Below are 21,263 nucleotides of genomic sequence, written 5' to 3'. Positions count from 1 at the left end.
ACGGCCCGGTGCCAGCGGATTCGGCGGCGAAAGACAGGTGGGGAAAGCACAGGCGTGTACCGGCTTGAGGAAGAGACAGAAGACGACTGGTGGGAGGTCGAGGCCCTTTACGACCTCTGTTTCGCCCCCGGCCGCACCGCGCTGTCCTCCTACCGCCTGCGCGACGGCGTGCCGACCGTCGCCCCCCTGTGCCTGACGCTGCGCGACGATACCGGCGCGCTGGCGGCGGTGATCCGCTACTGGCCCGCGCTGATCGGCGAACATGACGTCCTCCTCCTCGGTCCCGTCGCCGTCCACCCGACCCACCAGGGCGAGGGGCTGGGAGGGCTTCTCATCAACGAAAGCCTGGGCGAAGCGCGGCGGCTGGGCTGGGAGCGCGTGATGCTGGTCGGCGACGCGCCCTATTACGCCCGCTTTGGCTTCACGAAGCTGAGCGGGGTGGAGATGCCGCCCCCCACCAACCCCGACCGCATCCTGGGGCTGGAGTTGAAGGCGGGGTCGTGGGACGGCGTGACCGGGGTCGTGACCAAGGCGACCTGATCCCATTGCGCGGGGCGCAAGGCGTCCCATATCCTTGGGTATGGACCAGACCCTGCCCGTTGCCTCTACCGCCGACCTTGCCGCCGAGATCGCCCCGCTCGCCCGCCGCTACAAGCGCGCGAACGGCCCGGTGATCCGGCTGGTGAACCGCCTTGGCGGCACGCTGGAACACCAGCTTTCCGCCTTGCCGCAGGGTGTCCGAAACCAGTTGGAGAAGCTGACGGCGCAGGCGTTGGAGGCCTCCTACGGTATCGCCTCCCGCGCCCCCGACCTTGGCACCCGCGCGCCGATGATGGCCGCCGTGGCGGCGGGCGCGGCGGGAGGGGCCGGGGGGCTGGCGACGGCGGTGGCTGAGCTGCCGGTGACCGTGACCCTGTTCCTGAACACGATCCGCAGCGTGGCGCGCGAGGCGGGTCTTGACCCCGACGAGGACTGGGTCCGCGCCGAATGCCTTCAGGTCTTCGCCGCCGGCAGCCCGCTGGCGCAGGATGACGGGGTCAACACCTCCTTCCTCGCCTCGCGCCTGGCGCTGACCGGCTCGACGGCGCAGAACCTGATCCGCACCATTGCCCCGAGGCTCGCCGCCGTGCTGGGCCAGAAGCTGGCTGCGCAGGCCGTCCCGGTGATCGGTGCGGTCTCCGGCGCCGCGCTGAACGCCGCCTTCCTCTCCTACTACCGCGAGATCGCCCGCGTCCGCTTCGAGCTGGTGAAGCTCGGGCGTGTCCATGGCGCCGAGGCGGTGGAGGCCGAGTTCCGCCTTGCCGTGACCCCGCCCAAGGTGATCCGCGCCTGATCCGGTTGCTCTTCTCCCCGGCGCTTGGGTAAATGGCGCGGGCAAGGGGAGAAGCGCATGAGCACCGATGTCATCGCGAAGCTGAAAGAGATGGCAGCCGATCCGGACCGGGTCTGGATCACGGGGGGCCTGACCTATGCCGGGTTGCTGGCTGAAACCGGGCGGCTGGCGAATGCGCTCCTTTCGCTGGGGCTCCGGAAGGGCGACCGTCTGCTCCTCCAGGTGGAGAAATGCGAGGCGGTGCTCTCGCTCTACCTCGCCTGCCTGCGCGCAGGTGTCGTCTTCCTGCCGGTCAACCCCGGCTACACCGTGGCCGAGACCGCGCATTTCCTGACCGACGCCGAGCCCGCCCTGGCCGTGGCGGACCCCGAGCGGGTGGCAGGCCTTGCCGCCCTGAACGCGCGGGTGATGGCGCTGCCGGAGCTTCTGGCGCTGGCCGAGGGGCAAGGCGCGGACTTTGCCGACCCCGCCCACGGTCCCGACGACCTCGCCGCGATCCTCTACACCTCGGGCACCACGGGGCGGTCGAAAGGGGTGATGCTGAGCCGGGAAAACCTCGCCTCGAACGCCGAGGCGCTGGTCGGGCTTTGGCGGTTCACCGGGGGCGACGTCCTCCTCCATGCCCTGCCGGTCTTCCATACCCACGGGCTTTTCGTGGCCACCAACTGCGTCCTCTATTCCGGAGCCAGCATGATCTTCCACCGCGCCTTCCAGCCCGCCGCCGTGCTGGAGGCTCTGCCGCGGGCCACGGTGATGATGGGCGTCCCCACCTTCTACACCCGCCTCCTTTCCGACCCCGGCCTGACGGGTGAGGTCTGCGCCGGGGTGCGCCTCTTCATCTCCGGCTCCGCGCCGCTTTCTCCCGCCACCCACGCGGAGTGGAAGGAGAGGACCGGTCATGCGATCCTGGAACGCTACGGGATGACCGAGACCAACATGATCACCTCGAACCCCTATCAGGGCGCGCGGAAGGCCGGCACCGTCGGCATGCCGCTGCCGGGGGTGGAGGTGCGGATCGCGGGGCCGGAGGGGGTGCTGCCGCCGGGCGAGGCGGGGGCGATCGAGGTGAGGGGGCCGAACGTTTTCAAGGGCTACTGGCGGCTGCCGGAGAAGACGGCGGAGGAGTTCCGGGAGGGCTGGTTCGTCACCGGGGACATGGGGGCCTTCGACGGGGAGGGGTATCTCTCGATCCTCGGCCGGGCCAAGGATCTGGTGATCACCGGCGGGCTGAACGTCTACCCGGCGGAGGTGGAGGCGGCGCTGGACGATCTGCCGGGGGTCGCCGCATCGGCGGTGATCGGGGTGCCGCACCCGGACTTCGGTGAGGCGGTGGTGGCTTGCGTGGTGGGGTCGGTGGAAGAGGCTGCGGTCCGGGAGGCGCTGCGGGAGCGGCTGGCGGGGTTCAAGATACCGAAGCGGGTGCTGGTGCTGGAGGAGCTTCCGAGGAATGCGATGGGGAAGGTCCAGAAGGCCGAGCTGCGACGGGCCCACGCGGGGCTTTTCTCGGGCGGGTGAGGGATGTGTCCACGGTGGACATATCTGGTTTATATTTAGAATCAATAAGTTATGCGTGGATGTTAAGGATTTGGAAAGGCTTGGAATTTGGGGCCGGGCGTCGGTTGATCGATGATTTTTGCGCCCCGCCGCGGGGTAAGGGAATGGTGGGTTGGCACCCACCCTACCCGACTGCGTCGCCCCTCGCGCGGGAAGGGACCTGTAGGGTGGGTGAAACCCACCGCATTGCGCGGGTGGATGGGTGGGATGGTGGGTTGGCACCCACCCTACGGAGGCTCCGACGAGAAGCCGAAGGCGCACGAGGAGCTTCCGGCAAACCCGATCAGGCGGCGCGCAGGGGCTCGGGGTTCGCCAGCTTGCGCAGCACGTTCAGGTTCTCCAGCCCCTTCATCACCACCGCAGGATCGACGCCGAAGTCGACCAGACAGGCCACCTCGTCGACATCCAGCTTGGCCAGATGGTCCACCGTCGCGAGGCACTTGTCGTAGGAGCCCAACAGGCTGCCCATGTAGAAGTACTTCTCGAACGAAGCCTCCAGTGCGGCCTCGGCGAGGTCCGGCGTCAGCTGCGTGACGTCGATCTTGCCGGGGTCCTTGAGGAAGGGCACCGAGGCGAGGTGCTTCGACGCGAGGTCGAAGGAGGCGCCGAGGTAGTCCATCATCGGCTGGCGGGCGAGGTCGTGCACCTCGTCGTCGTCATCGCCGACCAGCGTGTGCAGCATCAGGGTGACGAGGCCGCGCCCCGGATGTCCGGCGGCGGCGCGGGCCGCGCGATAGGCGGTGATCTTCTGCGCCAGATCCTCGACCGTCTGGCCGAGGAGATGGGTCAGCACGTTCGCACCCATTGCCCCGGCCTCGACGAAGGTTTCGGGGTTGGCGGCGGCGGTGATCCAGATTGGCAGCTCCGGCTGTACCGGGCGGGGCATGACGCGGACATCGACCTCTTCGCCCAAGGGATTCTGCACGCGGTGCGGCTCGCCCCGCCACAGACGCCGCAGGGTTTCGGTGCGGTCGCGGAACACCTGCTTGCGGTTCCGGAAATCGTCCTGGTGGCCCGAGATGACGAAGTCGTTCGGCACCCAGCCGCTGGCGATGCCGAGACCGACCCGTCCGCCCGAGACGTTGTCGACGATGGACCATTCCTCGGCGACGCGGATCGGGTCGTGCAGCGGCAGGACGACGCTGCCCGCGCAGATCTGGATGCGGCTTGTCACCCCGGCCAGCGCGGCGGCCAAGACCGAGGGGTTGGGCGAAAGCCCGCCGAAGCTGTGGAAATGGCGCTCGGGCACCCAGAGCCGGGCCATGCCGTTCTGATCGGCCCAGCGGGCGGCCTGAAAGATCAGGTCGTATTTGCCGGTCTGACCGGCGCCGGAGGTATCGTTGGCGAAAAAGAACAGACCGAATTCCATTGGGGCACCTGACAAGGGAAGAAATATCCCGGCCAAATGTAGCCAGCCTGTGCCGCGCAGCGTTTGACTTGGGTCAAGCCCGGGGTCCGCGCTGCAACGCGTTCGGCGGACAGATCGTTTCGGAACCGGCAATAGTAACCCGCGTCTACGCCCCGACCGTCGCCAGCCATTCCATCAGTGCGGGCCGCGCGCTTTCGGCCCCCTCGGCCCGCGCCCGGTCGATCACCGCGCGCGCCTCGGTCAGGTTCACCTTGCGCAGAAGCGCCTTGACCGGGCCGACCGAGGCCGGACGCATCGAGAGGGTGCGGAAGCCGATCGCGGCCAGCGCCAGCGCCTCGATCGGGCGGCCCGCATCCTCGCCGCAGAAGGAGAGCGCGGTGCCGGTCTCGGCGCAGCGGGCGACGATATGTTCCAGGAAGGCGAGGAAAGTCAGGTTCAGCGTGTCGTAGCGGCGGCGGACCAGCTCGTTCTCGCGGTCGGCGGCGAAGAAGAACTGCTTCAGGTCGTTGCCGCCGACACTGATGAAATCCGTCAGCTCGTAGAAGGCGCGGGGCGCATAGGCGAGGCTCGGCGTCTCCATCATTGCGCCGATTTCCAGCCGTTCGGGGACGGGGTGGCCCAGCGATTTCTCGCGGTGCAGTTCGCGCAGGGCATGGGCGCGGGCCTGCTGGAACTCGCTCAGCTCGGTGATCAGCGGGAACATCACCGTCAGGGAGCGGCCCCTCGCGGCGCGGATCAGCGCCTGCAACTGCATCCTGAGGACGCCCGGCTTGTCGAGCCCGACGCGGACCGCGCGCCAGCCCATCGCGGGGTTCGGCTCCTCGGGCGGCTTCATGTAGGGGAGCACCTTGTCCGACCCGATGTCGAGGGTGCGGAAGGCGACGCGCTTGCCCTTGGCGGCATCCATCACGCGGGCGTAGAGCGCTGCAAGCTCTGCCCGCTGCGGCATCTTCGAGCGGATGAGGAACTGCAATTCGGTGCGGAACAGGCCCACCCCGTCCGCGCCCGAGTTTTCAAGGCTGGGCAGGTCGGCCATCAGACCCGCGTTCATGTGCAGCCCGATCGTCGTGCCGCAGAGCGTGGTAGCGGGGAGCTTGCGAAGCGAGGCGTAGCGCTTCTGCGCTTCGGCCTGCATGGCGATCTTGTCACGGAAGGCGCGGGCGACGGTTTCCTCGGGTCGCAGATGGACGATGCCCTGATCGCCGTCGACAAGGATGTGATCGCCGTTCAGCGCCTCGGCCACGACGCGACTTGCGCTGATCACCAGCGGGATCGCCAGCGCACGGGCGACGATGGCGGCATGGCTGCCGACCGAACCCTCTTCAAGCACCACGCCCTTCAGCTTGCGGCCATAGTCCAGCAGTTCGGCCGGGCCGATGTTGCGGGCGACGAGGATCGGGTTGTCGGGCATCTCGGCCCCGGTGTCCTTGCCCTGGCCGGTCAGGATGCGCAGAAGCCGGTTCGACAGGTCGTCAAGGTCCTGAAGACGCTCGCGCAGATACTGGTCGGGGACCTGCTCCATCCGGGCGCGGGCGGCGGACTGTTCCTTTTCCACCGCCGCCTCGGCGGAGAGGCCGCGCATGATGTCTTCCTCCATCCGGCGCAGCCAGCCGCGGGAATGGGCGAACATCCGGTAGGCTTCCAGGACCTGTTTCTGGTCCTTGTCGAGTTGCTCGGCTTCCAAGAGGTCGTCGATGGACACCCGCAATTCCCCCACCGCGCCGCGGATGCGGTCGATCTCGGTCAACGGGTCGTCGGCGACGGGGTTGGTGATGACGACGCGGGGTTCGTGCAGCCAGACCCGGCCTTCCGCCGCGCCTTCCTGTCCGCTTGTGGCGCGGAACATCACCGGCTGCTTGTGCAGCGCCTTCATGCCGCCTTCCTCGCCGGTGAAGGCGCCAAGCTCGGTCATCTCGGCCAGCACCATCGCGACGACGTCGAGAGCGTAGATGTCGTCCTCGGAAAACTCGCGGGCGGTCTTGGACTGGACGACGAGGACGCCGAGCTTCTCGCCGACCCGCTGGATCGGTACGCCGAGGAAGGAGGAATAGATCTCCTCGCCCGTCTCGGGCATGAAGCGGAAGCCCTTCTCGCCCGGGGCGTTCGCGGTGTTGACCGGCTGGCCAGAGCGGGCGACACGCCCGACAAGGCCCTCGCCCAGCTTCATCCGGGTCTGGTGGACCGCTTCGGGCTTCAGGCCCTCGGTGGCGCAAAGTTCCAGCGTTTCGGGATCGCGGAAGAGGTAGATCGAGCAGACCTCGGTCTTCATGCTGTCGGCGATCAGATGGGTGATCTGGTCGAGCCGGTCCTGGCCGCGCCCGGGAATGGCCAGCATGTCGCGCAGACGGCGCAGAAGCTTGCGGCTGTCACTTTCGCTGCGTTCGGGCATGGCGGCGTCCTTCCGGTCTTCCTCTCTCTATAGGTGGGCCGTGACAGGAAGAAAACGGATTTGCGCGCGCGGGTTGCGGGGCTTTGTGCCGGTGCCTGCGGATCGGGCAGCAGGACGTGATCGGTGCGAATGGTCACTGTCGCGGCGGTCGGGGGCGGTTTGGCCGGCTTAGCCCTTGCGGTCGAAAATGCCGAAGCTGGACGACTGGTCGTTCTGCGTCGCCTGCGTGAAATAGCCCTCGGCGGCGAGGCCACGGCGGATCAGTTCGCGCACAGCGGCCGATCGGCTGGGCATCCGGGCGTTGAAGCGCCAGTCGTCGAGCGCCGTAAGCTCTTCTTCCGCCAGCATGACCTGAAGCCTTTCGGCGCGCTTGCCGATTTCGGGGGTCCCTGCGGTGGTTTTCGGGTCGTTCATCGGCAGCGCCGTCATGAGCGGAATATCTTGCTCATTATGCGTGAAATACTGAAAGTCTGCAAGAGATGGTTGTGCCGTGATCCTCTTCTATCCCTTTGGTTGCGCGGTTCTCTCCAGGCATGGGGTTGGCCCAGAGTGATAATAGCAAGTATATGAAATCAATATTATTTCTTGATGACTCTGGCATGATGGCAAAAGGAGGACAGGCATGCAGGGCCAATTCGAGGTGAAAGTCGAGACGGGCGCCGTGCTGTGCCTGCTCAGGAACGCCGTCTTGGGGCTGGACTTGAGGCAGGCGCTGTGGGCGGAAGGGTTCGCGGTCGATGACCACGCCGATCCGTCGCTTCACTATCGGGCGGTCATCCTCGACATCGACGACGCCGGTCCCGAGCAGATTGTCCTGGCGCTGGACCGGGCCGGGGCGGGGGTGCCGGTTCTCATCATCGGCGAGGATCAGGACAGTGCCATCCGGCATGGTCTGACCGGCGCGGGCTGGTTCCGCAAGCCCGTGGTCAGCGATCATCTGGCCCGCTGCGTGCGGGATCTGGCCGGATCGCCCGCCGACGGACCGGAAGCCGGGGCGGCATAGCCCTCGCGGGTGTCAGGCCTTTTCCAGCTCGAACGTGTCGTGCAGCGCCTGGACGGCAAGCTCCATGTATTTGCGGTCGATCAGGACGGAGATCTTGATCTCGGAGGTGGTGATCACCTTGATGTTCACGTTTTCCGCCGCCAGCGCCGCAAACATCCGGGCCGCAACGCCGACCTGCGACCGCATCCCGATCCCCACGACCGAGACCTTGGCGACATCGGTATCGGTGACGACCGAGGTGAAGACGAACTTGCCCGCCGCCGCCGCCTCGTCGATGGCCTTTCTCGCGCGGTCGACCTGGTTGGTCGGCAGGCTGAAGGTCATGTCGGTATGGGCGCGCTTGTCGGCGGGGTCGTCCTGTTCGGAGATATTCTGCACGATCATGTCGACATTGACACCCGCATCCGCCAGCGAGCCGAAGATGGCGGCGGCGACGCCGGGCCGGTCCTCGACCTTGAGAAGCGTCATCTTCGCCTCGTCGCGGGAATAGGCGACGCCGGAGACTACTTTCGATTCCATGATTTCATCCTCGTCGCAGACCAGGGTTCCAGATGTTTCGTCGGTGTCCTCGAAGGAGGACAGCACGCGCAGCCGCACCTTGTAGCGCATCGCCAGCTCGACCGAGCGGGTTTGCAAGACCTTGGCGCCCAGCGAGGCGAGTTCCAGCATCTCCTCGAAGGCGATCTTCGGGAGCTTCCGGGCCTTCGGGCTGATGCGCGGGTCGGTGGTGTAGACGCCATCGACATCGGTGTAGATGTCGCAGCGCTCCGCCCCGAAGGCGGCGGCGAAGGCGACGGCGGTGGTGTCGCTGCCGCCCCGGCCAAGGGTGGTGATCCGGCCCTCGGGGCTGACGCCCTGGAAGCCCGCGACGACGGCGACCTTGAAGCCCTCGGCGAACTTGGCATCGAGGTGGTCGCGCGGGATCGAGACGAAGCGGGCCGAGGAATGCGCCGAGGTGGTGTTGATCGGCACCTGCCAGCCCTGCCAGCTGCGCGCCGGGATGCCCATTTCCTGCAGGCGCAGCGCCATCAGGCCGGCGGTCACGTTCTCTCCGCTGGCGACCACGGCGTCATATTCGCGGGCGTCGTAAAGCTTGGAGGTGGTCTCGACCCAGCCGACCAGTTCGTTGGTCTTGCCCGACATGGCGCTGACGATGACGATCACGTCATAGCCACGTTCGACCTCGGCCTGCACCTTCTTCGCGGCGTTCTCGATCCGCGCGAGGTCGGCGACCGAGGTTCCGCCGAATTTCATCACCAGAAGCGGCATGGTCCCCTCCAAGGGCCCGTCAGAAGTCCCGCGCGTCTTATGCAAGCCCCGTCGCAGGTGCAAGTGGCCGGGGCGGCGAAAATGCGCACGCCAGCGCCCTATTTCCGAAGCGCCCGCCAGCCGATGTCGGAGCGGCAGAAGCCCTCGGGCCAGCGCAGGTGGTCGATCATCGCATAGGCGCGGTTGCGGGCGTCCTCCAGCGTGTCGCCGCGGGCGGTGACGTTCAACACCCGCCCCCCATTGGCGAGGATGCGCCCGTCAGTCTCCACCGTTCCGGCATGGAAGACCATGTGGCGGCTGTCCTCCGGGCAGCGGTCGAGGCCGCGGATCTCGGAGCCTTTCGCATAGGCGCCGGGGTAGCCCTTGGCGGCCATCACCACGGTCAGGGCATGGTCGTCGGCCCAGTTGACCCGCGCTCCGGTCAGCCGCCCCTCGGCGCAGGCGTGCATCAGGTCCAGCGCCTGTGCACCGAGCCGCATCATCAGTACCTGCGCCTCGGGGTCGCCGAAGCGGCAGTTGTATTCGACCAGCCGTGCCTTGCCGTCCTGGATCATCAGGCCCGCATAGAGCACCCCCTGGTAGGGCGTGCCGCGCCTCGCCATTTCGGCAATGGCGGGCAGGACGATTTCGTCCATCGCCTGCTTCTGGATCGCCTCGGTCAGCACGGGGGCGGGGGAATAGGCGCCCATGCCGCCGGTGTTCGGGCCGGTATCGCCGTCGAAGGCCCGCTTGTGGTCCTGCGCGGTGCCGATGGGGAGCGCGGTGGTGCCGTCGGTGAGGATGAAGAAACTGGCCTCCTCGCCAGCCATGAACTCCTCGATCACCACCTCAGCGCCCGCCGCGCCGAGACTGCCGCCGAACATCTCGTCGAGGGCGGCAAGGGCCTCGGCCTCGGTCATCGCGACGACGACGCCCTTCCCGGCGGCGAGGCCGTCGGCCTTGACCACGATGGGCGCGCCCTGCGCCTGGACATAGGCGCGGGCGGAGGCGGCTTCGGTGAAGCGGGCCCAGGCTGCGGTCGGTGCGCCGCAGGCGTCGCAGATGTCCTTGGTGAAGGCCTTCGAAGCCTCAAGCCTTGCGGCCGCTGCGGAGGGGCCGAAGGTGAGCAGTCCCGCTGCGCGGCAGGCGTCGGCGACACCGGCGGCGAGGGGGGCTTCGGGGCCGATGATGACGAAGTCGACGGCATTCTCCTCGCAGAAGGTGACGACGGTGGCGCCGTCGAGGATGTCGATGTCGGCGTTCTCGGCAAGCGTTGCGGTCCCCGCGTTGCCGGGGGCGACGATCAGCCGGTCGCATTTCGGGTTCTGCTTCACCGCCCAGGCAAGGGCATGTTCGCGACCGCCGGAACCGAGGATAAGGATGTTCATGGAAGCGCCCCCGCTTGGCCTGAAAGTGAAGGCCTCTTAGGATGCGGGCGTGTGGGAGGCAAGCGTGGAACCGGATGTTGCGGTGACCCTGGGCGTCGGCAAGCCGGACCGACCGAAGCCATCGCCTCTGGTCTGGTTGACCGAGGCAGCGGGGATGGCGGTGATCTTCTGGGGGATCGGGATGGGCCCCCTGTGGCTGGCGGGGATCGGCGCGGTGATGGTTGTCGGAAGCTATGCGGCCTATCGCCGGAAGCACGGTCCGCTTCCGCCGCGGCAGGGCGGGTCGGAAAGGATGGGGGATGACGATTGAGCGCCGGGGCTACCTGTCGCAGGCCACACCATCGCCGTCCCGGTCCAGCCCGTAGATGTCGCTGCCGACGACATAGACCGGCCCATCCACATAGGCAGGCCCGTTGCCGTTTCCCCCGGCGCAGTCGACGTCCGACGCGACGGGGACGCATTTGCCGGAATAGTTCGGGTCGCAGTCCTGTGCGAATGCCGGGGACGCAAGGGTGAGTTCGCCCATCGCCGGAAGCGCCGCAAGGATTGCAGGAAGGGCGGGGTTGCGGAACATCGGTCGGGACCTGCGGCGGGAGGGTGACACGGCTCGTGACCGAAGTTTAACCTGCCCCGCCGGTTGAAACCACTGCGCCGTCACCCCGGCCCCGTGTTGCAACCCGGCCCGGGCCGGGGCATCAATGCGCCATGGACCTGATCGACGATCCCGCCCCGCCGGGCAACCAGCCGGAATACACCGTCTCCGAGCTTTCGGGCGCGGTGAAGCGGGTGATCGAGGGTGAGTTCGGGCTGGTGCGGGTCCGGGGCGAGGTGGGACGGGTGTCGCGACCGGCCTCGGGGCACTTGTATTTCGACCTGAAGGACGACCGGGCGGTGATCGCGGCGATCAGCTGGAAGGGCCAGGTGTCGCGGATGCAGGTCCGGCCCGAGGAGGGGATGGAGGTGGTCGCCACCGGGCGGATGACCACCTTTCCCGGCCAATCAAAATACCAGCTGATCGTCGAGGACGTGGCCCCGGCGGGGGCGGGCGCCTTGATGGCGATGCTGGAGAAGCGCCGCGCCGCGCTGGCGGCGGAGGGGCTGTTCGACGCCGCAGGGAAGAAGGCCATCCCCTATCTGCCGCGGGTGATCGGGGTGGTGACGTCTCCCAGTGGCGCGGTGATCCGGGACATCCTGCATCGGCTGCGAGACCGCTTTCCCCGGCATGTGCTGGTCTGGCCGGTGGCGGTGCAGGGGCAGGACTGCGCGGCGCAGGTGGCCGCCGCGATCCGGGGCTTCAACGCGCTGCCCGAGGGCGGGGCGATCCCGCGCCCCGACGTGCTGATCGTGGCACGGGGCGGCGGGTCGCTGGAGGACCTCTGGGGTTTCAACGAGGAGATCGTCGTGCGGGCGGCGGCGGCGTCGGCGATCCCGCTGATCTCGGCCGTCGGGCATGAGACCGACACGACGCTGATCGACTTCGCCGCCGACCTGCGCGCGCCGACGCCCACGGCTGCGGCAGAGCTGGCGGTGCCGGTGCGACTGGAGCTTCTGGCGACGCTGGAGGCGCTGGGCGCGCGACTGGTGCGCGGGATCGGGCAGGGGGTGGTGCTGCGGCGGCAGCGGCTGCGCGATCTGTCGCGGGCCTTGCCGCGCGTGGAGGTGCTGGTCGCAACCCCTCGGCAGCGGCTGGACGCGGGGGCGCTGCGGCTCGGGACCGGGCTGGGGCTGGCGGTCGCGAAGAAGCACCGGGAGTTCGACCGGCTGGCGGGGCGGTTGCAGCCGCAGGCGCTGCGGGCCGGGCTGGCGCGTCAGGGGGATATGCTGACCTCGCGCGGGGAGCGGCTGGGGCGGGCGGTGCTTCTGCGGCTGGAGCGGCGGGGGGAGCGGCTGGAGGCGCTGGCGGCGCGGCTGGCTCCGGCGCTGGCCCGGATGCTGGGCGATGCGGGGCGGAAGACGGCGGAGGGGCGGCGCGATCTGGCGCGGCTTTCCGAGCGGCTGGAAGCGGCGCCCGCCACCCGCTTCGCGCGGCTCAATGACCGGCTGGAGGCGCTGGACCGGACGCGGGCGACGCTGGGCTACGCGGCGACCCTGAAGCGGGGCTATGCGGTCGTGCGGGGGGACGGGGCGGTCGTCACTTCGAAGGCGGCGGCGGAGAGGGCCTCGGCGCTGGAGATCGAGTTCCGGGACGGGCGGCTTCCGGTCGGGGGCCGGGCCGGCAAGCGGCCGAAGGGGGACGGGGAGAGCGGGCAGGGGAGCCTGTTCTGACGTTCCGGCACAGTCATATTTTCGGCGAATTTCGAGCAAGATGGTTCACTACCGAATGGAGCGCTAGCTTGTAGAGGTGGGATAAACGATGAAGACGGCAGATGTTATTCGCGCGATCCGACCTCTTCAGCGCGCGGTCGCGCCGCTCTTGATAGAGGATGTCACGAACGGCGATATGCCAACGTCGGTAGACGAAGTTATTGATCGCTATGCGGACAGAATCGGCGCGCCCTTCCATTTTGACGATGGTAAAGGCTGGAAAGATGACATCCGATCAGCGGCCATTTGGACTCTGATGAGAAATGGCTTTGCAAAAGGCAAGGTAGTGCATCTGTCGAAAGACGGTATGCTTTCGTCGTGGTCCACGGTCAGGATCGAGCTTGAAGCCGCGGTTGCCATCGAAATCGAGTTTGGGGGTAATCGGGCACTCTCGGTTCGGGCCAAAGAGATCGTCGCGCAGGCGACCGTCATCGGAGAAGGCTCGCGGGCTGTCTACGTCTACACCGACTCGAGGCTTGATCGTCTGGGTGACAAATGCACCAAAATCGGTCGGCATGACCGAAGCGGCGGGGGTGAGGTTCTGCGACGAATTCTGAGCCAATACTCAACAGGAAATCCGGGCCACCCCGTTCTTCGCGTCATTGCCAGAACCGACAGAGAGGTAGGGCTGGAAACCTTTCTGCATAGGCGATTTGGGTCACGTCGCATTGAAAATGGCTTTGGTGCCGAATGGTTCTCCGTACCATACGAGGAAGTGGCCATCGAGATTGAGACATACCTCGCTTTGCAAATGTCAGGTGATCACTAAGCTCCTAGAAACCCTTCGCAGGTGACCACCTCTTCCGCCGGATAGAGCATGATCGCTTCACCCGCGCGGTTGCCGTCGAGCCAGGCCATCAGCCAGCCGCCGCGGTCGTGGTAGGTCCAGCAATAGGGCGTGTCGATTCCCCGGTAGTCGAAGCAGATCTGGTCGCCTTGCGGACGCCAGCTGCCTTCCAGGCATTGCGCCGCATCGCGCCAGATCGCGCGGCGGCCGGGGAGGAAGGTCTCCACCCCGTAGCGGCCGGTCCGGTCGTGGGTGTCCATGGTGCGGCCCTGAACGAAACGCTCGAAGGCTTCGGCGGTCATCGGGGGATCGGCGGGTTGCGGCGCGGTGCCTTCGGCAAGGGCGACGGCGGGCAGAAGCAGGAGTGCGAAAACAAGCGCACGCATCAGGCGCCGACCTCGGGGCCGAAGCAGGCGAGGGGCTCGGTGGTTTCGGTCACGATCACGGGGTCGGCCTCGGGCGGGTTGGTGGTGTAGCGGGCCAGAAGATCGGGGCCGGAGGCGGTGATCTCCCAGCAGTCGGGCGCGATGTCGTCTTCATACTGGAAGCAGATCGCCGTCCCGTCCTGATACCAGTGGCCGGTCTTGCAATCGTCGCCGAGGACCGTCCAGCGCACCTTGCGACCCGGCAGATATTGCTCCACGCCGTAGACCGCGCCGAATTCGGACCAGGTCATCGTGCGGCCCAGGGTGAGGGCATCGAATTCCTCGGCGGTGACGAGGGGTTCGGCAAGCGCCGGGGTGACGGAGAGGAGAAGGACGAGGAAAGCGCGCATGTCAGACCCCCACCTCGGGGGTACAGGGGATTGCTGCGTCGGAGAGGGTGATGGTGATAGTGTCGGCAAAGGCTTCGCCCAGGAATTCGGCGCGGACCTGATCGCCGTCCCGGAAGAAGCGCCAGCAATAGGGGCCGGGATTGAGATCGTAGACGAAGCAGACGTCGTCGCCTTGCGGATACCAATGACCCGACCGGCAGATCCCGCCCGCATCCGCATCGACGGTGGCGCGACCTGCCAGGTGCATCTCGCTGCCCCAGAGCGCGCCGTCGACGAAGTAGTCTAGCGTCCGGCCGGTCGACCAGGCTTCGAACTCGGCGACGGTCATCGGAGTTTCCGCAGCGGCCGCCGTGGCGAGGCAGACAAGGCTTAGGGCGGCGCGCAGCATCAGACCCCCACGTCGGGCCCGGGGCAGGGCAGGCCCTGGTCGGAGGCGTCGACCTCGTGCAGCTCCTCGCCCGCGACGCCGCTGGTGGAAAGCGCCACCAAGGCGCCGTCCTTCATCCAGAAGGTCCAGCAGGCAGGGGTGGGATCGTATTCGTAGACGAAGCAGATGTTCTCGCCCTGCGGATACCAGCTGCCATACTGGCATTCGTTCGGCGCGGTCGACCAGCGGACCTTGCGGTCTGGCAGGTATTGCTCGATCCCGAAGAGGTTGCCGAACTGGCGATAGGTCAGGGTCTTGCCGGTGACATGGGCCTCGAAGACCTCGGCCGTGATCGGGGTTTCGGCAAGGGAGGGAGTGGCCAGGAAGAAGAGCGCGAGGGCAACGGTCGGGCGGAGCATCGGGTCACACTCCCACATCGGGGCCGGGGCAGGCGAGCGGTTCGGTCGTCTCGCGCACGGTGCGCGGCGCGATGTCGGGGGTGTCGGTCATGTAGCTGGCGGAGAGGCCTTGGCCATCGGGCCAGATGATCCAGCATTTCGACTCGGGGTCACCGTCGTAAAGGAAGCAGATGGTCTCGCCTTCGGCGAACCAGTGCCCGATCTTGCACTCGTCGGCAGTATAGGCCCAGCGGACCTTGCGACCGGGCAGGTAGACCTCGCGCCCGAAGGTCTGGCCGTCGGCGAAGTAGTCCATGGTCTTCCCGGTCACGTAGGCCTCGAACTCCTCGCCGGTCATCGGGGTCTCGGCCAGCGCCGGAGCGGCGAGGAGGAGGGCGGGAAGAACGGGAAGCGTCTTCAGACACATCGCTTCACACTCCCGGTCGGAGATCGGGACAGTCGAGCGGGCGGTCGGAGCGGCCGATCTCGAAGATGCGGTCGTTGCCGGGGGTGTTGGTGGCCGTGCCATGCAGCCGACCGGAGCCCAGAGCGAAATGCCAGCAGACCGATATTTCCCTGACCTCAAAGCTGAAGCAGATCTCGTCGCCCGACTGGTAATAGCGGCCGTTGACACAGTCGCTGCCTTCATAGCGCCAGACCAGCGTCTGGTCGGGGCCGTAAGCGGCGATGCCGACGATGCCAGTGCTGTAGCCGTAGGTGAGCGTGTCGGTGCCGACATAGGCGGAGAATTCGGCAGCCGTCATCGGCGGTTCGGCTTGGGCCGGGCCGGTCAGCACCGCGCCGAGGACAAGGGCTGTGCGCATCGCCCTAGACGCCGACATCGGGCCCGGCGCAGGGCAGGGGACCGCCTTCGCGGGACGACTCCAGGATCTCCCAGCCGCCGCCCTCGCCCATGTAGCGGCCCCTGATCCGGTCGCTCTCCAGGAAATACAGCCAGCAGGCGGGGGTGGGGTCATCCTCGTACTCGAAGCAGATCTCGTCGCCCTTCTGATACCAGACGCCATAGATGCAGAGGTCGCCCTCGAAGGCCCAGCGGACGCGGCGGCCGTCAAGGTACTCCTCGGTGCCGAAGAGGCCGTTGCCATAATCGTAGGTGATGGTGTCGCCGCGGGTGGCGGAGTCGAACTGGTCGGCGTCGAGCGGGGTTTCGGCAAGCGCCGGGGTGGTGGCAAGGGCAAGGACAAGGAAAAGGGCACGCATCCGGGGGCTCCGTTGGACTGGGCGTCAGAGTGCCAGAGCGGCGCGGGATTGGCCAGTCAAGCCGCCGTGTCTTCTGGGGTGTCCACAGGTCTGGATTCCCGCCATCGGGCGAGATGGGGGGCCATGGCGCGGCGCCAGAGCCGGGGGGCAAGCGCCATGGCGCAGGCGAGCGGCAGCGGCCAGGGCAGGCGGGGCGCCGCGTCGGTCAGGCGCAGCGCGGGATAGGGGCGCGCGGGATGGACATGGTGGTCGGAATGGCGCGGCGCGTTCAGCATCATCGCCGAAGTGAACCAGTGCGCGGTGTTCCAGCTGTGGGCGGGGCCGACCGGTTCGTACCGGCCGTCGGGCAGGCGGGCGCGGGTCAGGCCGTAGTGCTGGACATAGTCGGAGAGGAGGACCTGGCTTTGCGCGTGAAGCGCGAGGCCGGTCCAGGCTAGGAACCCGGGCAGGCCCGCGACAAGGGTGGCGAGGATCAGTGCGGCGGCGCTGATGGCAAGCCAGGTGGCATAGGGGTGGAGGCCCGCGCGGCCGGCGCGGAGAGCGGATTCGGCGCGGGCTCCCTGCCGGAAGCTGCCGATCCAGGCGCGGCGGGCGAAGCGGTAGAAGCTTTCCCCGGCCCGGGCGGAGTTCGGGTCGTCCGGCGTGGCGACGGCGCGGTGGTGGACAAGGCGGTGGGCGCTGGTGTGCTGTCCGAAGAGGAGGGCTGCGTAGACCGTGGCGCCGAGGCGGAAGAGGGCGCGCTGCGGGCGGTGAATAAGTTCGTGCGCGGCGGGGTGGACGACCTGGCCAAGCCAGAAGCCGGTCGCGAGGAAGGCGAGGAACCGTTGCGCGGGGGTGAGAGGAGAGGCTCCGGCGATGGCCCAGGTGGCGGCGGGAAGGAGGGCAAGTGCGCCGAGGCCGATGGCGATCAGGAGGAGGTCGGCGGCGGGGAATTCGGTGCCCTCGGCCTGGCCGGGGACGAGCGGGATGAGCTGGTCGAGGAGGAGGCCGAGGCAGGCCATGTAGAGGAAGGCGGCCCAGAGCCATGCGCCCCCGAGGGTCAGGCCAAGGCCGAGGAGGGCGAGCGGCAGGAGCGAGGCTGCAGCGAAGGCGGCAAGGGAGAGGGGACGGGTCAGGGTGGTGGTCCGGTTGAAGGGTGTGCGGGCAGCTTTCGAGGAAATCGCTCCGGGCGCAACCGGGTTTTCTGTCGCGGGGAGGCTCCTCGTGCGACTGCGTCTTCTCGTCGCGAGGGAGCTGGCGGCCGGGGGCGTGGGGGGCGCGTGAAGGGAATATCAGGACCAAGAGGAAGGGAAGGTGTGGCGTTCCCATGGGCTGGCGCGGGCGGCAGGCAGAGTGCTTGCGAAATCGGGGGCGAGGACTTGTCGGCGGGTGGGCCAGGGCGCACCCTTGGCTTTGCAGGGTATCGCGGAGATGGGCGGAATGGAGTGGGGGAGCGGCGTGCTCGCGGGGTTGGCGCTGGGGGCAGCGGTGGTCTACGGGCTGCACTTTGCGATGCGGGAGGTGAAGGGGGTGCTTGGGGCCGCGGTCAAGACGGCCTCCACCGCGCTCCTCGCGCTGGCAGTCGCGTTGGCCGGGCAGCGCGGCGGCGGGTGGTTCTGTCTGGTGCCTCTGGGCCTTGCGCTGGGCGCGCTGGGCGATCTGTGTCTGGCGTGGAAGGCAGAGAGGGCGTTCCTGGCGGGAGTCGGAGCCTTCGGGCTGGGGCATCTGGCCTATGCGGGCGGCTTCCTGTTGCGGTCGGGGGAGTTGGGGTTCGACGCGGTTTCTCCCGGCACGGGCGCCGCGCTGGCGGGGCTGGCGGCGCTGCTGGTCTCGACCGAGGTCTGGCTGGCCCCGTGCACGGGCAGCCTGCGGGGGCCGGTGCGTGCTTACGTGGCGCTGATCGGGCTGATGGGGGCGGCGGCGGTGCTTCTGCCTGGGGCGCCGGGGCAAGGGATGCTGCGGGCGGGGGCGGCCTTGTTCATCCTGTCCGACCTTATGCTGGCGGTGCAGATGTTCGTCGCCCGCGACCCGGCCTTGCGGCGCGGGCTGGCGCTGATGCTCTGGCCCGCCTACTGGACCGGGCAGGCGCTGATCGGCTGGGGGGCACTGGTGTTCTGGGGCGCGGCCACGGGCTGACGGCCTTTCCATGGCCTGTCAAAGCGACTAGGTGAGGGAAAACCAGCCAGGGGTGCCGCCCATGTCGTTCTTCAAGAAACTCAAGGATCGGCTGTTCCGGTCGTCGGACAAGATCGGCGAGGGGCTGGAGGCGCTGGTGGCGGAAGGGGCGGAGACCGGCGAGGCCCTGTCGCCCGAGCCCGAGGCGCCTGCGCAGGCAGGTGCGCCGATGGCGGAGGACCCCGCTGAGCCCGTTGCAAAGGCGCCGGAGCCAGCCGCGCCGGAGCCCGCGCCGCCGAAGCCGGTCGAGCCGAAGCCGGCGTTGGAGAAGCCGGGGCTTTTCGGGCGGCTGATGGGCCGGAGCGAGGAGCCGCGCCGGGTGCTGGACGACGCCATGCTGGAAAGCCTGGAGGAACTGCTGATCCAGGCCGACATGGGGGTCGACACGGCGGTGCGGGTAACGGCGAACATCGCCGAGGGGCGGTTCGGTCGGCGGATTTCCACCGGCGAGCTGCGGGCGGCCCTGGCGGCCGAGGTGGCGCGTATCATGGAGCCGGTGGCGCGGCCGATGCCCCTGTACCCGCAGAAGCCGCAGGTGGTGCTGGTGGTGGGGGTGAACGGCTCGGGCAAGACCACCACGATCGGCAAGCTGGCCAGCCAGTTCAAGGCGGCGGGGAAAGAAGTGGTGATCGCGGCGGGCGACACGTTCCGCGCGGCGGCGGTGGAGCAGTTGCAGATCTGGGGCAAGCGGGCTGGCGTACCGGTCTTGACCGCGCCGGAGGGGTCGGACCCGGCCTCGCTGGCCTTCGACGCCTTGACCAGGGCGCGCGCCGATGGCGCGGACCTTCTGATGATCGACACGGCGGGGCGGTTGCAGAACCGGCAGGACCTGATGGAGGAACTGGCGAAGATCGTGCGCGTCATCCGCAAGGTCGATCCGACGGCGCCGCACAATACGCTTCTGGTGCTGGACGGGACGACGGGTCAGAACGCGGTGACGCAGGTCGACATCTTCCGCAAGATCGCAGAGGTGAGCGGTCTGGTGATGACGAAGCTGGACGGGACGGCCAAGGGCGGCGTGCTGGTCGCACTGGCCGACAAGTTCGGGCTGCCGATCCATGCCATCGGCGTGGGCGAGCAGATCGACGACCTGGCACCCTTCGACCCGGAGGAGTTCGCCCGCGCGCTGGTCGGGGCGGAGGCATGATCCGCGCGGGGCTTCTGGCGCTGGTGCTGGCAAGCCCGGCGGGCGCCGAGGGGCTGGCGGGGCAGGCCCTGTGCGCAGCGGCCTGGGCCAAAGTGAGCGAGGGCCTGGCCGGTCTTGGCACGAATCTGACGGCCGAGGTGACGCAGGACGGGGACTGGTGCAGCGTGCGGGCCCCGGTTCTTGACCTTGAGGGGCAGTACACCCCCGACCTGCACGTCGACCGGCTGATGTTTCGCGGGTCGGCGCTGGGCTGGATTGCGGACGGCTCGACCGCGCCGGAAGACCTGGAAATCGTGGTCGAGGGGCTGCGTATGGTCGTTCAGACCGGAAACCCGCAGATGGACTGGCTGTTCGCGGCGCAGGCGCGTCCGAACGGGATTGATGCGCAGGCCTCGCTCTCCTGGGACGCGGGGGAGAAGGTGCTGCGGCTGGATGTGCTGAGCGTGGACTTCCCCGGCGACAACCTGGTGGAGCTTTCGGCGCGGGTGGACCGGGTCGATCTGTCGTCGCCGGGCGCGGGACAGATGTCCATGACCGGATTTGTACTGTCGGAGGCTGACCTGCGGATCACCACGCACGGGTTGTTCGAGGGCTATCTGCTGATGCCTCTCGGAACAGCTTTCTTGCCGTATGAAGGCGATATGGTTGCCGCTGTGGATGCGCTTCGGACAGATCTGATCACTGTCGTGGTCAACTTGCCAGAATCCAGCTTCTCGGTCGCCAGCAAGGACGCGCTTCTTGCCCTGATCATGGAGTTGCCGAATCCCTCTGGCGAACTGACCATGGCGCTGCGCGCCGCGCCGGGGACCGGTCCGGCGCGGGTGGCGGGCTATGCGGCGACCGGCGTGCCGGACACGATCGCCGAGGCTGCGCCGCTGTTCGACGGAGTGTCGCTGGATGTCGATTGGACACACGCCGATGCGCCTTAGGCTCGCGCTCGCATTTGCGTTCGGGCTGACGGCACCAGTCGCGGCCGAGCCGGTGGCCATGGGATGCGACAGGCTTGCGGCGCTGTTTCAGGGACTGACCGGCTACGGCGTGACCCTGCCGCCGAGCCCGACAGTCGACGGCTGGTGCGTGGCCGAGGGTGCCACGCTGCGCGCCGGGGACCTGCCCAGGATCAGTGTCGAGCGGCTGGAACTGGCAGGCAGCGAAACCGGGGATGGACCGGAAAGCCTGTCGCTGCGGGTTGGCCGGGCGCGGATCGCGCCGCAGGTGGGCGACCGGTCCGAAGATGCCGTGCTGCGATCGGTCCTGCGGCTTCAGACCGTGGATGCGACGCTGACATTGCAGCGGTCTGCAGAGCGGGACGGGCTGGAATTGCGCGACGTGAGGGTGGTGCTTTCGGGCGGCACCGAGCTGTTGCTGGAGGCAGAGCTGAGCGGCGGAGGGTTTTCGCGGGAGAGCCTGGCCTTGGCGACGCTGACTGGCCTGCGCCTCGACTGGCGCAATGATGGCCGGCTCTTGCGGCCGGTCATGGAGGCGGCGGGAGGCCGACTTGCCGAAGGCGCGACCGGCAATGCCGCTGTGGATGCGGCGCGTGAGGCGCTGCGCCGGCTGCTGGAGAACCTGCCGATCACGAGACTTGCGGGCGACACTGCCTCCGAGCTTGAGGCTGTCGTGGCCGCTCTGCCGCAGGGTCGGGGAAGGATGGTGCTCGATTTCACCTCCGAGGCCGGACTGGGCGCGGCTCGCCTCGGGCCATTGGCTCTGTCGGACGATCCTTCGGGGGCGGCGGCGCTTGCACGGCTTTTGGCGGATGCCGTGCTGACGGTCGACTGGCAGCCGGGGCTTGGTCCTTGAACATGGCGATGATCCGCGCCAGA

Annotated in this window: 25 protein-coding genes; 11 read left to right on the top strand and 14 right to left on the bottom strand. The window is 68.1% G+C overall.

The window, feature by feature from the left end; all coding sequences use genetic code 11:
* Window positions 1-54 precede the first annotated feature (54 nt).
* From JNJ68_RS17410 to JNJ68_RS17400, 3 genes are read left to right on the top strand one after another with little or no spacing between them, the layout of a single operon-like run.
* Entirely contained in the window at window positions 55-540 is a 486-nt protein-coding gene (locus JNJ68_RS17410) for an N-acetyltransferase (protein ID WP_294984393.1), read from the top strand.
* A 40-nt stretch (window positions 541-580) separates the two neighbouring features.
* Entirely contained in the window at window positions 581-1,333 is a 753-nt protein-coding gene (locus JNJ68_RS17405; RefSeq protein WP_294984390.1) for an EcsC family protein, read from the top strand.
* 57 nt (window positions 1,334-1,390) lie between these two features.
* Window positions 1,391-2,848 (top strand): AMP-binding protein, encoded by a 1,458-nt coding sequence (locus JNJ68_RS17400; RefSeq protein ID WP_294984387.1) that lies wholly within the window; start codon window positions 1,391-1,393, stop codon window positions 2,846-2,848.
* 322 nt (window positions 2,849-3,170) lie between these two features.
* Here JNJ68_RS17400 and JNJ68_RS17395 read toward each other — a convergent pair whose 3' ends face one another.
* The 3 genes from JNJ68_RS17395 to JNJ68_RS17385 form a co-directional block, all read right to left on the bottom strand.
* Window positions 3,171-4,256, bottom strand: coding sequence for a MupA/Atu3671 family FMN-dependent luciferase-like monooxygenase (locus JNJ68_RS17395; RefSeq protein ID WP_294984384.1), 1,086 nt, complete (start codon window positions 4,254-4,256; stop codon window positions 3,171-3,173).
* Between the two features lie 145 nt (window positions 4,257-4,401).
* A complete protein-coding gene (ptsP, locus tag JNJ68_RS17390) occupies window positions 4,402-6,645 on the bottom strand; it encodes a phosphoenolpyruvate--protein phosphotransferase (RefSeq protein ID WP_294984381.1) in 2,244 nt (747 codons plus the stop codon).
* Window positions 6,646-6,813: 168 nt separating this feature from the next.
* Window positions 6,814-7,059, bottom strand: a complete 246-nt coding sequence (locus JNJ68_RS17385) for a hypothetical protein (protein ID WP_294984378.1) — start codon at window positions 7,057-7,059, stop codon at window positions 6,814-6,816.
* A 208-nt stretch (window positions 7,060-7,267) separates the two neighbouring features.
* Between JNJ68_RS17385 and JNJ68_RS17380 the strand changes: the two genes are divergently transcribed.
* On the top strand, window positions 7,268-7,648 hold the full coding sequence (locus JNJ68_RS17380; RefSeq protein WP_294984376.1) for a hypothetical protein: 381 nt from the start codon (window positions 7,268-7,270) through the stop codon (window positions 7,646-7,648).
* Window positions 7,649-7,660: 12 nt separating this feature from the next.
* Here JNJ68_RS17380 and JNJ68_RS17375 read toward each other — a convergent pair whose 3' ends face one another.
* Both JNJ68_RS17375 and purD read right to left on the bottom strand, forming a co-directional pair.
* Window positions 7,661-8,917, bottom strand: a complete 1,257-nt coding sequence (locus JNJ68_RS17375) for an aspartate kinase (RefSeq protein WP_294984374.1) — start codon at window positions 8,915-8,917, stop codon at window positions 7,661-7,663.
* Between the two features lie 98 nt (window positions 8,918-9,015).
* Window positions 9,016-10,284, bottom strand: a complete 1,269-nt coding sequence (purD, locus tag JNJ68_RS17370; RefSeq protein WP_294984372.1) for a phosphoribosylamine--glycine ligase — start codon at window positions 10,282-10,284, stop codon at window positions 9,016-9,018.
* A 64-nt stretch (window positions 10,285-10,348) separates the two neighbouring features.
* Here purD and JNJ68_RS17365 point away from each other — a divergent pair, with 64 nt between their 5' ends.
* Window positions 10,349-10,594: a hypothetical protein gene (locus tag JNJ68_RS17365; RefSeq protein ID WP_294984369.1), complete on the top strand. Its 246-nt coding sequence runs from the start codon at window positions 10,349-10,351 to the stop codon at window positions 10,592-10,594.
* A 9-nt stretch (window positions 10,595-10,603) separates the two neighbouring features.
* Here the strand turns inward: JNJ68_RS17365 and JNJ68_RS17360 are convergent, their stop codons facing one another.
* The gene (locus JNJ68_RS17360; RefSeq protein ID WP_294984367.1) at window positions 10,604-10,858 is read right to left on the bottom strand and encodes a hypothetical protein; all 255 of its coding nucleotides are present in this window, start codon (window positions 10,856-10,858) and stop codon (window positions 10,604-10,606) included.
* Window positions 10,859-10,989: 131 nt separating this feature from the next.
* Here JNJ68_RS17360 and xseA point away from each other — a divergent pair, with 131 nt between their 5' ends.
* Together xseA and JNJ68_RS17350 are read left to right on the top strand one after the other, a co-directional pair.
* Window positions 10,990-12,549 (top strand): exodeoxyribonuclease VII large subunit, encoded by a 1,560-nt coding sequence (xseA, locus tag JNJ68_RS17355; protein ID WP_294984365.1) that lies wholly within the window; start codon window positions 10,990-10,992, stop codon window positions 12,547-12,549.
* An 88-nt stretch (window positions 12,550-12,637) separates the two neighbouring features.
* Window positions 12,638-13,357, top strand: coding sequence for a GIY-YIG nuclease family protein (locus JNJ68_RS17350; RefSeq protein ID WP_294984363.1), 720 nt, complete (start codon window positions 12,638-12,640; stop codon window positions 13,355-13,357).
* On the opposite strand, the gene JNJ68_RS17345 is transcribed toward JNJ68_RS17350, so the two are convergent.
* The 8 genes from JNJ68_RS17345 to JNJ68_RS17310 are packed head-to-tail and all read right to left on the bottom strand — an operon-like array spanning window position 13,354 to window position 17,137.
* Window positions 13,354-13,761 (bottom strand): hypothetical protein, encoded by a 408-nt coding sequence (locus tag JNJ68_RS17345; RefSeq protein ID WP_294984361.1) that lies wholly within the window; start codon window positions 13,759-13,761, stop codon window positions 13,354-13,356. The two genes, JNJ68_RS17350 and JNJ68_RS17345, sit on opposite strands and share 4 nt — an antisense overlap.
* Window positions 13,761-14,150, bottom strand: coding sequence for a hypothetical protein (locus JNJ68_RS17340; protein WP_294984359.1), 390 nt, complete (start codon window positions 14,148-14,150; stop codon window positions 13,761-13,763). The genes JNJ68_RS17345 and JNJ68_RS17340 overlap by 1 nt, the downstream gene beginning before the upstream one ends.
* A gap of 1 nt (window position 14,151) precedes the next feature.
* A complete protein-coding gene (locus JNJ68_RS17335; RefSeq protein WP_294984356.1) occupies window positions 14,152-14,538 on the bottom strand; it encodes a hypothetical protein in 387 nt (128 codons plus the stop codon).
* The gene (locus tag JNJ68_RS17330) at window positions 14,538-14,936 is read right to left on the bottom strand and encodes a hypothetical protein (protein WP_294984354.1); all 399 of its coding nucleotides are present in this window, start codon (window positions 14,934-14,936) and stop codon (window positions 14,538-14,540) included. Before JNJ68_RS17330 ends, JNJ68_RS17335 begins: the two co-directional genes overlap by 1 nt.
* Window positions 14,937-14,940: 4 nt before the next feature.
* Window positions 14,941-15,342 (bottom strand): hypothetical protein, encoded by a 402-nt coding sequence (locus JNJ68_RS17325; RefSeq protein ID WP_294984352.1) that lies wholly within the window; start codon window positions 15,340-15,342, stop codon window positions 14,941-14,943.
* 4 nt (window positions 15,343-15,346) lie between these two features.
* Window positions 15,347-15,739 carry a hypothetical protein gene (locus JNJ68_RS17320; protein WP_294984349.1) on the bottom strand — a complete coding sequence of 131 codons (393 nt, stop codon included), beginning with the start codon at window positions 15,737-15,739 and terminating at the stop codon, window positions 15,347-15,349.
* A 4-nt stretch (window positions 15,740-15,743) separates the two neighbouring features.
* Window positions 15,744-16,136, bottom strand: coding sequence for a hypothetical protein (locus tag JNJ68_RS17315; RefSeq protein WP_294984347.1), 393 nt, complete (start codon window positions 16,134-16,136; stop codon window positions 15,744-15,746).
* 56 nt (window positions 16,137-16,192) lie between these two features.
* Entirely contained in the window at window positions 16,193-17,137 is a 945-nt protein-coding gene (locus JNJ68_RS17310; protein ID WP_294984344.1) for an alkane 1-monooxygenase, read from the bottom strand.
* Window positions 17,138-17,555: 418 nt separating this feature from the next.
* On the opposite strand from JNJ68_RS17310, the gene JNJ68_RS17305 reads away from it, so the two are divergent.
* From JNJ68_RS17305 to JNJ68_RS17290, 4 genes are all read left to right on the top strand, one after another.
* Entirely contained in the window at window positions 17,556-18,251 is a 696-nt protein-coding gene (locus tag JNJ68_RS17305) for a lysoplasmalogenase (protein WP_294984342.1), read from the top strand.
* Between the two features lie 61 nt (window positions 18,252-18,312).
* Window positions 18,313-19,437, top strand: a complete 1,125-nt coding sequence (gene ftsY, locus JNJ68_RS17300) for a signal recognition particle-docking protein FtsY (RefSeq protein WP_294984339.1) — start codon at window positions 18,313-18,315, stop codon at window positions 19,435-19,437.
* Window positions 19,434-20,366: a hypothetical protein gene (locus JNJ68_RS17295; protein ID WP_294984336.1), complete on the top strand. Its 933-nt coding sequence runs from the start codon at window positions 19,434-19,436 to the stop codon at window positions 20,364-20,366. Before ftsY ends, JNJ68_RS17295 begins: the two co-directional genes overlap by 4 nt.
* Complete coding sequence (locus tag JNJ68_RS17290) at window positions 20,356-21,240, top strand: hypothetical protein (RefSeq protein ID WP_294984332.1); 885 nt, start codon at window positions 20,356-20,358, stop codon at window positions 21,238-21,240. The genes JNJ68_RS17295 and JNJ68_RS17290 overlap by 11 nt, the downstream gene beginning before the upstream one ends.
* Window positions 21,241-21,263: the final 23 nt, after the last annotated feature.

The organism is Tabrizicola sp. (assembly GCF_016793705.1).
Lineage (GTDB): Bacteria > Pseudomonadota > Alphaproteobacteria > Rhodobacterales > Rhodobacteraceae > Tabrizicola.
Note: the sequence above shows the minus strand (reverse complement) of the source record. Positions and strands in the feature narration are given on the sequence as shown.